General features: G+C 35.1%; 10 protein-coding genes. 5 read left to right on the top strand and 5 right to left on the bottom strand.

Annotated elements, in window-relative coordinates; genetic code table 11:
* Nucleotides 1–85 precede the first annotated feature (85 nt).
* The 3 genes from J3D55_RS09500 to J3D55_RS09490 form a co-directional block, all read right to left on the bottom strand.
* Entirely contained in the window at nucleotides 86–4,285 is a 4,200-nt protein-coding gene (locus J3D55_RS09500; RefSeq protein ID WP_259130607.1) for an FIDD domain-containing protein, read from the bottom strand.
* A 195-nt stretch (nucleotides 4,286–4,480) separates the two neighbouring features.
* Nucleotides 4,481–4,774, bottom strand: a complete 294-nt coding sequence (locus J3D55_RS09495) for a hypothetical protein (RefSeq protein WP_259130605.1) — start codon at nucleotides 4,772–4,774, stop codon at nucleotides 4,481–4,483.
* Between the two features lie 60 nt (nucleotides 4,775–4,834).
* Complete coding sequence (locus tag J3D55_RS09490) at nucleotides 4,835–5,809, bottom strand: 2-hydroxyacid dehydrogenase (RefSeq protein ID WP_259130604.1); 975 nt, start codon at nucleotides 5,807–5,809, stop codon at nucleotides 4,835–4,837.
* Nucleotides 5,810–6,302: 493 nt separating this feature from the next.
* Between J3D55_RS09490 and J3D55_RS09485 the strand changes: the two genes are divergently transcribed.
* Both J3D55_RS09485 and J3D55_RS09480 read left to right on the top strand, forming a co-directional pair.
* Nucleotides 6,303–7,283, top strand: a complete 981-nt coding sequence (locus J3D55_RS09485) for a 3-oxoacyl-ACP synthase III family protein (RefSeq protein ID WP_259130602.1) — start codon at nucleotides 6,303–6,305, stop codon at nucleotides 7,281–7,283.
* 35 nt (nucleotides 7,284–7,318) lie between these two features.
* Nucleotides 7,319–8,143 carry an SDR family oxidoreductase gene (locus J3D55_RS09480; RefSeq protein WP_259130601.1) on the top strand — a complete coding sequence of 275 codons (825 nt, stop codon included), beginning with the start codon at nucleotides 7,319–7,321 and terminating at the stop codon, nucleotides 8,141–8,143.
* Between the two features lie 265 nt (nucleotides 8,144–8,408).
* On the opposite strand, the gene J3D55_RS09475 is transcribed toward J3D55_RS09480, so the two are convergent.
* Complete coding sequence (locus tag J3D55_RS09475) at nucleotides 8,409–9,107, bottom strand: hypothetical protein (RefSeq protein ID WP_259130600.1); 699 nt, start codon at nucleotides 9,105–9,107, stop codon at nucleotides 8,409–8,411.
* 402 nt (nucleotides 9,108–9,509) lie between these two features.
* Complete coding sequence (locus J3D55_RS09470; RefSeq protein WP_259135075.1) at nucleotides 9,510–10,160, bottom strand: protein-L-isoaspartate(D-aspartate) O-methyltransferase; 651 nt, start codon at nucleotides 10,158–10,160, stop codon at nucleotides 9,510–9,512.
* Nucleotides 10,161–10,281: 121 nt separating this feature from the next.
* Between J3D55_RS09470 and J3D55_RS09465 the strand changes: the two genes are divergently transcribed.
* The 3 genes from J3D55_RS09465 (at nucleotide 10,282) to J3D55_RS09455 (ending at nucleotide 13,268) form a co-directional block, all read left to right on the top strand.
* Complete coding sequence (locus J3D55_RS09465; protein ID WP_259130598.1) at nucleotides 10,282–11,244, top strand: Gfo/Idh/MocA family protein; 963 nt, start codon at nucleotides 10,282–10,284, stop codon at nucleotides 11,242–11,244.
* Between the two features lie 301 nt (nucleotides 11,245–11,545).
* Complete coding sequence (locus tag J3D55_RS09460; protein ID WP_259130597.1) at nucleotides 11,546–12,835, top strand: glycoside hydrolase family 5 protein; 1,290 nt, start codon at nucleotides 11,546–11,548, stop codon at nucleotides 12,833–12,835.
* Nucleotides 12,747–13,268: a carbohydrate-binding protein gene (locus J3D55_RS09455; protein WP_259130595.1), complete on the top strand. Its 522-nt coding sequence runs from the start codon at nucleotides 12,747–12,749 to the stop codon at nucleotides 13,266–13,268. Before J3D55_RS09460 ends, J3D55_RS09455 begins: the two co-directional genes overlap by 89 nt.
* The last annotated feature ends 5 nt before the right edge of the window (nucleotides 13,269–13,273 follow it).

Here is a 13,273-nt window from a genome sequence, read left to right as displayed (position 1 = left end):
ATATTGTTTAAATATAAAATTTCTTACCATAAAAACCCTCACTGAAAATTCAATGAGGCTTTGTTAAAAATTAAATTGAGTTATTTTAATTATTATTCTTCACAAGAATCCAGCCTGTGAAAGATCTTCCGTCCGGAAGGGTGATTACATACCAATAACTGGAGGTCGGAATGGCTCTTCCTTTCAATGTTCCGTCCCAGAAAAATTCTGTACTTGAGCTTTGTTCAAAAATCAAAGCCTGATAACGGTCGAAAATTTTAACATTAGACATTTTCCCTCCAAAAACCTGAAGATTTTTTACCGTCCAATGGTCATTCATTCCGTCTCCGTTTGGCGTGATGGCGTTTTTAATATCAAGCACTACACTTTGCTGTTTTACAATACAATCACTGTCTGCAAATTTCACGTAGAAAGTGACGATTCCTGTTGGCAGATTGTAGAAAGTATTGATAGCCTGCCAAGCAATTCCGTCGATTGAATAGAGCATCGGTTTTGAACCTGTCGCATGAACAGTGACATTATTTCCGTTAAATTCAAGGTTTTGGATTACAGGAACTTCATAATGTTTTATTTCAAAAGTTTCAGTGTAAGAACATCCGTTGCTCTCTGTGACCGTTAAGGTATAAGTTCCGACGGTTGTAATTCCTGTGATCGTATCTGTGGTAGAAATTACCTGTCCTGCAGGATTTGTCCAGACATAACTTACAATTGTATACCCTTCGATATGAACCGTGTAATCCAGTGAACCTTCCGGGCAGAAATAAAGTGTCGGAATATCAAAAATCGGTGTTTTCTTCAATGATAAATGAATTTCCGCAACATTCGGACAGAAACCGGGAACACTTACTTTTACATAAACAATATTAGAAACTGAACTTTGATTATAAACAAAATTTGAAGGCGTTGTAATTGAATTTGTACCTGCATTAAGATCTGCCAAAGACGGATAATAAGTAAAAGTAACATTCGCTCCGGTGTAGATCTGCGCTTCAAACTGTGTTAAATTTATATTCTCCGTTCCATTATTTCCGATATCACAAGCTTCGAGCTGGAAAGGTCCCGGGTTTTGTAAAGTCAGCTTATTTCCCAACACAAAACTGATCATGGCAATATCGGTACAACCCGGAGAATTTTGAACTTTAAACCAAATTTGCGCAGGAAAAGGACTCGCTATAAAATTAGCCGGATTGGCAATTGGATTGACTCCGTTTTGAGCATCTTGCTGCGTCAGATAAAATGTAAATACATTGGCAGGATTCGGAATATCAACCATTAAATTGGTATAGTTCAATAAATTAACCTCATAACTTCCATCTAAATTATCGTCACAAACCGTAATGCTAGAATTGATTGCTTTTGGAGGAAAATACGTATTCAACTGAATCTGCGCCACAGAATAACAACCCGTTGTCTGCGACTGAAATCTCGCCCAAACCTGAATCGAAGAAATGCTTGTCGTAATCGTGTTTCCAAGCTGATTCGCCGGATTTCCCGCATTCGCTTCCGCTGCCGTATTGTAATAGGAGATCGTCATATTCGACAACGGATATGTATTTTGTGAAGGAATAAACAACTGCGAAACCGCATCATTCAGCTGAAAAGTTTCACTTAAATTAAAATCTTCATCACATTTATTCAATGTTGCGCTGTGCAAAACAACAGGCGGTAAAAATGTCATTTGAATATTTAATTGAACCGCTGAAAAACATTCACCGTTATTAAATTTAACCTTAACAAAAACCGTTGCACTTCCTCCTGTAACCACAAAAACAGTCGGATTTGTTATTGGGTTGGAAAAAGTATGTGTTGCAGAATCATAGTTTAAATAATAAGTAAAACTCACATTTGAGCCTGTATAAATCTGTGACTGAGCCTGAGTAAGATTATAAATTTCAGTTCCGTCATTATTATTATCACAAATATTATTTAGCGTAATCGTTACCGGAGAATTCACCGCCGGAGTTGATGTTAAACTAATAGTTACCGGATAAATCTGCTGACAATTATATGATGTAATTTTAACAAAAACCTGCTGCGTTCCGGTAAGCGCAATCGTATTGATCGGGTTATTTCCACTTGCTGCATCGGCGACGTTCAGATAGAAAGTTGTCGTTGCATTTTGGTTTCCGATAATGGCTGATGAAAATTGAGACAATTGTACATTTTCCAGATTATCATTATTAAAATCACAAATCGTAAAACTAGACTGAACTGCTACAGGATGAACCAAATTTACATTGATAGCTCTTATCGTATAACAGTCATTTGAAATTTCAAATCGCACAAAATAAGTCTGCGCTACAAGATTTCCGTTCGTCGTGATCATCTGATTCGGGCTTATCGGGTTTGTTTCAAAAGTAGCATCTGCATAGCTTGAATAAAACCCAATGACAGGAACGGTTGCCGGAGAAACCAACATTCCGTTTGAGAGCGTATTTAAATTAATACTAATATCATCCGTTCCATTAAAACAGATATATTCGTTCTTTTCAGTCACCGTAATTTTTGTGAAAGTGACATTCATATTTACTGTTGCAATTGCAAAACAGCCATTCGGAATCTGCACTCGTATATAAATCGTATACGTTCCTTCTTTAATTGAGCTTAAAACCGCTCCCGAACCTGTAAAAGCTTCATTATAAGTTTCATAAGCCGTAAAAACAGCGCCTGTTTGCGTTGTAATTAACGGACCTATCATTAACGGAAAATCAAATGCTTCCTGATTATCTGCATTAATATCACAAATTGAAAACGGAAAATTAATCGGCGAATTAAGATTCACGCCCGGTCTGAACTGGAAATGAACCGGTCCTAAAATATAGGTACAGCTGCCTTCTACAAGCCTTACCCAAATATTGGTACTCGTCGTAATATTTGCCGTCGTCATTGCATTTACATTATTCTGAGCATCAGATTGAGAGTTGAAATAAGAAATTCCGGTAGTTCCTGCCGCGAAAAGTTCTGGGCTTAAAAGACTTACATTATAATTCGCTTCTACTCCATCGTTATTGGTATCGCAAAGTTCAATGGTGTTTTTAAGTAAGCTTTTTGTAAGAAAATTTAATGTTAAAACAGCAACTCTATAACACGCCGGAACATTCGGATTCTGGATTCTTACATATAAAACCGTGTTTGCATTTAATGTAAAATTATTAGGTAAAGTATTGATATTATTTTGTGCATTCTGTAAACTTGTATGAAAACTAAAATTGAAATTTGCCGGATTTTGGGAGGTTACATTTCCCTGAAAACTATTCAAAGTCAAATTTACGGGAGAATTTCCACAGAAATCCTGGGTGTAATTTTTTGCTGCAGGATAAGTTGGATCGAAAGTCAGCGGGAAATCATCCGTTAAAATAAGATTACTGTTTCCGCAGATATTAAACTTAACATTGGCTGTAAAAACATCATTTTGTGTCGGACAAATTGTTGCCTGAATTCCTGTTGCCACGGTTTGCCCCGCAGAATTCGTCCAGGTAACTTCCGGCTGAATCACATTTCCAAGCGGATTAAATCTCCACCCTTCCTGCAAAGCCTGCCAAACTCCAGTGTTTCGGTTTGCGGGAGAAACGCCCTGTGTTCCGTCGTTGTTGATGACTCCGATCAAGGCATTTTCAAACTTTCTTGTCGGACAAGGCGTTAATTTTTTATCTACAAAAACTTCAATCACATTGGTAGTTTCGTGTAAAACAATTTGAGAGGAAGAACGGTCTGTACAACCTGCAACTCTTCCATCAAAAAAATTAATTATAAATTTTCTATTGGGAGTCGTTCCAATTGTTGAATAATAGATTTCCGAAGAATCACCCGCCGAAAAAACGATGTCATGATACACGCCAAAAATGGCATTTTTAGGAAGATTTGTACTCGGGTTTTGCCATTGAACATTAGGATAATTGATATTTCCCAACTGGCTCAGATCAAAAGTCACCATTCCGTTTGAACCTACAACAAGCGCATCAAAATACTGATTATAAAAGCAAAAATTAAAAGGTAAATCCAGTTTCACCGCAAAAAGATCGTCGTAATTGGCATTGAGTGCAGTTCCCTGATTCATCGCAATCGGAGGGCTGTACGTTTCAGAAGTAACTTCATATCCTGTCGTCTGTTTCAGCACCGGATATTCTACGTGAAGAGCTATACAGCCATTCGCATTAAGATCATTCGTACAGGTAACATTGAAGTTTTCGTTTCCTGCAGCGTCTTTCACTTTCACGTTTCCGGGAACTTGTGAAAGCCCGAAAACACTGATGAAAATAACTATAATTTGTATACATTTTACCATAAGTTTCGGAATTAATCACTAACTAATGATAAATTTACCACTTTTAATTATATAATTTTCAGTGATAAACATTTATGTATGTTAAATTAATATTTAAAATTTCTATGGAATTGTTATATCTCAATTTAAATTGTAAGTAGCAACAAAAAAACCTTACCGGTTAAAGTAAGGTTTGTATATAGGGTCGAATAAATTCTATGTTAAAACATCGTCGTTTTCCTCTTCATGGTCATCATTATTATCACTGAGACTCCAGTAATTGTTTTCCTCATCTTCACTTCCAACTTCCTCCATTTCATCATCATCGTCAACTCCCGGAATATCGAGACCTTTGTCGATTTTATCATCATCAAAATCTTCATCCTCAATCGGATTTCCGTCACCATCCAGCGGAATATGCTTTTCTCTTGTAAAAATATCTTCATTCGGATTGTAATCCATCTGTTCCAATTTTCGGTCTTGCTCTTGAGGATTATTTTCAGGTACCATAATATTATTATTTAGTGTTGAATAAATGTAAACAAAAATAATTCCAAGTGTCTTATATTTTTAAGAATAAATTTCAGGATTGGCGCAAGTCGGCATTTTTTCACCTTTCGAAAAAGCAATTAAGTTTTCGGCAGCCAGTTTTGCCATCCCATTTCTCGCTTCAATCGTTGCAGAACCGATGTGCGGAAGTACACAAACACTCGAAAGTTCCAAAATAGGATCATCTTTATACATCGGTTCAGGATTCGTAACATCCAGTCCGGCTCCCCATATTTTTCTTTCGGCAAGCGCATCGTACAAGTCTTTCTGATTCTGAAAACCACCTCTTGCCGTATTAATGAAAATTGCATTTTCTTTCATCTTTTCAAAAACCGACCTGTTGAAAAGTTCTTTCTGTTCCGGTTTAAAATTAGCATGAATACTCAACACATCAGACTGCGCAATCAATTCCTCGAAAGAAACATATTTCGCATCCAGTTCTTTTTCGGCTTCTTCATTTTGATGACGATTATGATAAATAATATTCATATCAAAAGCAGCCTTGGATTTTTTCGCCATTTCAAAACCGATTCTTCCCAATCCGAAAATTCCCAATGTCTTCCCATACAATCCCTGTCCTAAAGCGTGCAACGGATCAAAATCGCCCCAATTTCCCGCTTTTACTTTCTCAAAATTATAGCTTGCTCTTCTTGCAACCGATTGCATTAATAAAAAGGCAACGTCGGAAGTTGCCTTACTTAAAACATCCGGCGTATTTCCGATCGGGATATTTCTTTGATTAGCTTCTTTGATATCAACATGATCGAAACCGACAGAATACAAAGCAATCGCTTTGATATTTGGGCATTCGTTGAAAAAATCTGTATCATATTTAAACTCACCTCCAACGCTTAAAATCACGTCATTACTCTTACAGTAACTCAGCCATTCATCATGTGACAGGCTTTCATGTTCGGGAATAAAAACTTCCAATCCTGCATCTTCCAGCATGTGAATTCCGATCTCAGGAATTCTTTTATTTACGAATACTCTCATTGTTATCTTTTTATTAGTTATTTGAAATAAAAAACCTCACTACTTTTAAAAGAGAGGTTCTGCGCTTTATTATTTAGAAATTATTTTTTCCATGAATCTGTTTAAGTTAATAAAAACTTAACCATAAAAGTATCAAAAGCTATTATTGATGTTTAAATTTTACTTCTTGAGAAAACAAAAGTTGATAAAAGAATAATCTTAAAATATCTAATGTGTTATTCTTTTGTAACTTTTGTGGTAAAAATAAAAGTTTAAACATATCTCATAAGCTCTGATAAACAAAGACAAATGAGAATGTAAAAATCGATACAATTTTCATTCCGAAATCCTTTAAAAATGTCATCAAAAGATATCTATTCTTTACTAGATAACTATAAAATAAATTAAAAATATTTAAAACACGGTCATTTATGTAATATAATTATCATTAGATTTGTTCTGTTTTTATATAAAAATTAAACGTTTCACCAAATTGATAAAAATATCACAAAACATGACACTTAAAAAAAATGCCTTTATAAAAGGTACGGGTTCTTATGTACCGCCAAAAATTTTAAAAAACGACTTTTTTGAAGCGATTGGCTCTTCCGATGAATGGATTTATAAAAATTTAGGAATTAAAGAACGTAGAATTGCAGAAGGTGAAGTTACCAGTGATCTGGCTTATAAAGCAGGTTTGGAAGCCTTAAAAGAAGCTAATGTAAGCCCAAAAGATATTGATTTGATTATCGTTGCAACATCCACTCCGGACAGACAAGCGCCATCTACCGCATGTTTTGTTCAGGAAAAAATGGAAGCTTACCAAGCTGTTGCATTTGATATTTCTGCAGTTTGCTCAGGAGGTTTGTATGGCATTGCCATCGGTTGCCAGTTCATAGAAACCGGAATGTATCAAAATGTCTTGATTATCGGTGCGGATACTTTTTCTACGATTACAGATTGGGAACGAAAAGATTCTGTATTCTTCGGAGATGGAGCGGGAGCGATTTTGCTTTCTGCAACTACCGAAGATAAAGGTTTTTTTGATTTTAAACTCCATGCAGACGGCCGTGGAAAATACCATTTCAATATTCCTGCAGGAGGTTCAGAAATGCCTGCTTCCGAAGAAACACTGAAACAAAAGCTGCATTATTTTCAAATGAACGGGAAGGAAGTTTTCAATACGGCAACCAAAGTTTTGCCTGAAACAATAACAGAAATTCTGGAAGCCAATAAGCTTTCTGCTGAAGATGTTGATTGGGTTATTCCGCATCAGCCGAGTATAAGAATTCTACAGGAAACTGCCAGAAAAGTGAATATCCCATTCGAAAAAGTAATGACCAATATGGATAAATATGCCAATACTTCCGGTGGAACCATCCCTATCGTTCTGGACGAAACCTATAAAAGTGGAAAAATACAACCCGGAAACATCCTTTTATTTGCAGCCGTAGGTTCCGGATGGACTTGGGGAACAGCGCTTTATAAAGCTTAAAAATTAATACTTATTTCAAAATAATACAGAAAAATATGCTGAAAGATCAGACATTTCTTATAACAGGTATTGCGGATGAAAATTCCCTTGCCATGAAGACTGCCGAAAAAATCCTTGAAAATAACGGAAATGTAGTTTGTGCTGGATTAGGAGTCACTCCTTTTCACAAAAATATTTCTGAAAAAGCTCAGGATTTTCTTAATAAAAACTATAATGACTTTCAGACTGCCTGTCAAAAAGTGTTGGGAAACGATGTTTATACCGCTCCTTTAGATGTGACATTGTCGGAAAGTCTGGATTTTCTTGCAAAAGATCTTCATCAAAAAGATATTAAGCTTAATGGTTTTCTTCATGCGATTGCCATGGACAAAACGATCAGACAAAAGTCTGTAAAACCAATGTTGGAAGTGACGGTAGAAGAATTTAATGAAACCATGAATGTTTCTGCATTTTCGCTGATTTCCTTGTCAAGGGCTTTACTTTCGAATAATGTTCTTCAAAATGGCGCTTCCATTGTTTCCCTGAGTTACATTGCATCGGAAAAAGTATCTTCTTTTCCCTATATTAATATCAGTATTGCAAAAGCTGCTTTGGAAAGATTAACACTGGAAATCGCCCATGAATTGGGAAGAAAATACGGTATTCGCGCCAATGCAATCCGTTTCTCGCCTTATATGGGAAGCAAAGCCGGAAATGCAACTTTAAACGCTGAAGATGTGGAAAAAGCCAATCAGATAAGTCCGCTTGGAAATGCTCAGCCGGAAGATTTAGCGCATGAAATAGTTCATCTTTTCAGAAAAGAAACGAGAATTACCGGAGAAATTCGCCATGTTGACGGAGGTTTTCATATTATGGGATAATTTGTTAAATTCTTAATATTGGCTATCAAAAAGACACTATTTAAATTTTTTGAAATCGAAATCAAAGTTCTCCTTTATTTGGAGAGCTTTTTATTTTTTCCTTTATTTTTCCGACTAAAAAATTTACAAAAGTGGAACTTAGCCTTTAATGATTTCGCTTTCCCTTTCGTCGACTGCCTCTATTACTTGTTTTACAAAATTAATCCATCACACAAATTTAGTGCAATGGATTAATTTCTACTTATAAATAGCAATAAATAATTCCCTAATTAGAGACTTTATGCACAAAAAAAGAGGCATTGCTTGAACTCAATAGAGAAGTAGTTAACACTCCCCCATTTGTAAGCCCAAAATAAAGCTTATCACCGGCTTCCAATCTATAAAGAGAATTGATAGAAGATTCTGATATTGTAATCGCCACAACACCTAAATTGAGACCACTAAATAGTCGGGTATCCAAAGCAGTAACAGTACTACCTGTCTTTTTAAGAACCCCGATACCGGGACCGCCCGTCAACACAGATTGCTGCAAACCGCTACCATACCGAAAGTAAAACCCCACTGAGTAGACACCGGTTGATGGTACTATATACGAATAATCGCTTTCTGTAAACAATGATGAATCCCCTGTAGTTTTGTCTGCTGCAAGAAAATTAACTAGCTTCCAAGTTGGAGCTGGAGCTAAAGCTAAATCAAGTAAGGAAATACTTCCTGCTTTTTTTGCTGAATAAGCAAATGCATTTGCTAACGCTGCTTCAGGATCTATTTTAACGACTTCAGAACTCGCCAAATCAACAGCCATTAACATATGACCGGGCAAGCTGGTAACGACTGAAACATCCCTGACTTTTAAGTTACCATTTACATCAAGCATTGCTGTTGGAGTTGGAGTGTTTATTCCTATCTGGCAAAATAACGGGTTAATCATGCAAGAAAGAAATACGATAAAAATTTTTGTTTTCATAATGGAATCTTATTTTTGGATTACGAAATAAATAATACAATAATCAAACCTTTCCATTATACATTTAACAATATAAAACAGTTATAAATAATAAATATTTAATAAATTTTCTAAAATTAATTATAAATTTACAATCAAATATATAATTCACCATAATATGAACTATTAAATTATAAATTCAATTAATTTTTTTAAGCAGCTCATAAAATTTATTAGTTCACATTTATGTGATAAAATATCAATTACTATCCTGCCCTACTTATTGCAACTGCTTAAAATACCCATTTCCTATCTTGAAAACTAAATGAATAGATTAAAAAAAAACAATCAAACATAAATATCTGATTGTTTTTGTGCTTTAAAAAGTATGTCTTTTGCTAATCTTTATTATCTTGACAGCTCTTATTGATTTGTATTTCCCAACATTGGTACGAATTTATAAGCTCCGAATTCCTCTTTTTCAAATTCTGTAGGAGAAATTTTTGTGAATCTGAACAAAACCTGCTCATCAGTAGGACCTAAAGGAATCACCATTTTCCCCCCAACTTTTAATTGTTTTAATAATTCTGTAGGTAAGACCGATGCACCGCAAGTCACGATAATTTTGTCGAAAGGAGCAAAAGTCGGAAGTCCTGCAAAACCGTCTCCAAAACTCTGAAACTTAGGATAAAGATGCATTTCACGAAGTTTTTTCTTTGAGAAATCAAACAGATCTTTTTGTCTTTCAACGGTATACACCAAAGCTTTCATGGCTAATAAAACTGCAGTCTGATAACCGCAACCCGTTCCTATTTCAAGAATTTTTTCGCCTTGCTTTACCTGCAACAATTCAGATTGTTCGGCAACGGTTGAAGGATGCGAAATCGTCTGATGCGCCAAAATCGGAAAAGCACGGTCTTCATAAGCGAAATCCTCAAAAATACTTTCTATGAAAAGATGTCTCGGAACTTCATTCATTGCCGAAAGTACATGTTCATCCGAAATCCCGATTTTGTTTCGAAGATAATCAACCAAGTTTTTTCTTTTTCCTTTATGTACAAACGAGTCCTGCATCATTAATAGTTATTAGGTGTAATTTACAAAAGTAAAAAAACAATTATTATTTATCAACCTAAAAACTATCATCTGTTTCCGAATCTTTAAAATTATTATATTTACAAAAATTAAATACAGCATGTTAAAAGCAGGTTTGGTAGGTGCCGGACATTTGGGAAAGATACATTTGCGACTTTTGAACCAGTCGGATAAATATGAATTTGTAGGTTTCCACGATAAAGATGTAGAAAACGGGAGAAAATTGGAAGCCGAATTAGGCTATAAATATTTTGAGAATTTTGATGAACTGCTTGATCAGATCGAGATGTTGGATATTGTGACTCCTACCCTTTATCATTACGATTATGCGTTAAAAGCTATTGAAAAAGGGCTTCATTTTTTCATCGAAAAACCGGTAACCCAAACTCTTGAACAGGCAGAAGAAATTCTACAAAAATGTCAGGAAAAAGGCATTAAAGCGCAAGTTGGACATGTTGAAAGATATAATCCAGCTTTTATGGCGACAAAAGATTTCATTAAAAATCCGATGTTTATTGAGATTCACAGATTGGCGGAATTTAATCCTCGCGGAACAGACGTTTCTGTTGTGTTGGATTTAATGATTCACGATTTGGATATTTTACTGAGCGTTGTAAAGTCTAAAGTTAAAAACATTCATGCAAGCGGTGTTTGTGTGGTAAGTAAAACTCCGGATATCACCAATGCCAGAATCGAGTTTGAAAACGGATGTGTTGCCAATCTTACAACTTCCAGAATTTCGATGAAAGGAATGAGAAAAAGCCGTTTTTTCCAGAAAGACGCTTATATTTCCGTTGATTTCCTTGAGAAAAAGGCAGAAGTTATCCGCATGAAAGATGCCCCTGAAAACCCTACTCCATTTGATATGATCATTGAAAATGCCGATGGAGAAAAAAATCAGATTTTATTTGAATATCCAAATATTCAGCCTAATAATGCGATTTTGGATGAATTAAATGCTTTTGCAGATTCTATTATCGAAGATAAACATGTTGAAGTTTCTCTTGAAGACGGAACGGAAGCTTTAAAAGTGGCTTTGGAGATTATGAAATTGATTTCTTAATTTTTGTTTTTTTAAACACGAATATTTCACAAATAACACAACAGTTATATCAATAGGAACGGGCTTTTGCCCGTTTTTTCGTTTAATATCCTCAATTGGCTTTAACCAAAATTTAAACCGCTTTCTCAACAATATTTTTTATCTTTTAACAATACATATTTCTACGAAATGAACTCCTCATTCAGTTTTTAATTACAATTCATATTTTTAATTTCTATTCAATAATTTTTAAATATATTTGTGAATACTTTAAACGATAATTCTTAAAACAACCCCATAATATTTAAATAATTAAACTACTATGAAAAGAGTCATCCTATTATCCGCTTTTTTATTGTCTCAATTTGGGACATCACAACTTTTAAAAACAAACGGTCAGAAAATTGTAAACGATAAAGGTGAAAATATCCAATTAAGAGGTCTCGGTTTAGGAGGATGGATGTTGCAGGAAGGATATATGCTGAAAACCGCTGATTTTGCCGGTCCGCAATACAAAATCAAAGAAAAAATTGCAGAGTTGGTCAGTGAAGACGGAATGAATGAATTCTACAAAGCTTACTTAAAAAACGGTATCACAAAACAGGATATTGACTTTTTGAAAAAGGCAGGATTCAATTCGATCAGGCTTCCGATGCATTATAATTTGTACACGTTACCGATTGAAAAAGAATCTAAAAAAGGACAAAATACTTGGCTGGAAGAAGGTTTTAAAATGACCGATGATCTTTTGAAATGGTGCGCTGACAATAAAATGTATCTGATTTTAGATCTTCACGCAGCTCCGGGTGGACAAGGCAATGACGTGAATATTTCCGATAACGATAAAACTAAAAAATCACTTTGGGAAAGCGAAGAAAATCAGAAAAAAACAATCGCTCTCTGGAAAAAATTAGCTGAAAGATATAAAGATGAACCTTGGATTGGAGGTTATGATTTGATTAACGAGCCGAACATTAATTTCACAGGAAAAAATCCGAACGGAACAGATGAAATGTCGAATGCTCCACTTTGGAAATTGCAGAAAGACATTACAGAAGCGATTCGTACGGTTGATAAAAAACACATTATTATTATCGAAGGAAACGGATGGGGAAATAATTACAACGGTTTAACGCCACTTTGGGATAACAATATGGTTTTTAGTTTCCATAAATACTGGAACTATAATAATGATGAAACGCTGAAATTTGCTTTAGATTTAAGAGAAAAAAATAATATCCCGATTTGGTTGGGAGAAACTGGGGAAAATTCTAACGTTTGGTTTACAGAGCTGATTCAGCTTTTGGATAAACATAATATCGGCTACGCTTTCTGGCCCATGAAAAAAATCGACAATATTGCAGGAATTACCAACGTAAAAATCACTCCTGAATATCAAAAATTATTAGATTACTGGAAAAACGGCGGTGAAAAACCTTCAAAAGAGTTTGCAAAAAAAGCATTAATGCAAATCGCAGACAATTATAAATTCAGCAATACTGAAATAAAAAATGACATTATTGATGCGATGTTCAGACAAACGACAGACGGTTTCTACAAAACCTTTCAAAAATCTTCTGGCTCCGGGAAAAATCTCCGCGACAGATTATGATTTGGGAAGAATGGGTTCGGCTTATTTAGACAAAGATTTCATCAATCTTTGGGTAAGCGACGCGGCAAAAAGATCTGAATGGAACTCAGGAAATCAACTGAGAAATGATGGTGTTGATATTTATAAATCAAAAGACAACCAATATTACGTCGGAAAAACGGAAAGCGGAGAATGGATTCAATATACCATCAATTCAAAAGCCGATAAAGCCTATACTTTTGACATCAAATATGCAAGCAGCAACGATGCAAAAATCAGGATTGAAGATGCTTCAGGAAAGCAATTGGCAATCGTTTCATTAAGTTCAACAGCCGGAAATGAAACTTGGAAAACCGCTTCTGCAAAAGGAATTAACCTTAAAAAAGGAGAAAACAAAATCAGAATCTATTTCGAAAATGACGGCGTTAACCTGAATTATTTTGAAGTGAAATAAGAAAA

It is taken from the genome of Chryseobacterium ginsenosidimutans (genome assembly GCF_024807225.1).
GTDB lineage: Bacteria > Bacteroidota > Bacteroidia > Flavobacteriales > Weeksellaceae > Chryseobacterium > Chryseobacterium ginsenosidimutans.
This window is presented reverse-complemented; position numbering and strand designations above follow the sequence as displayed.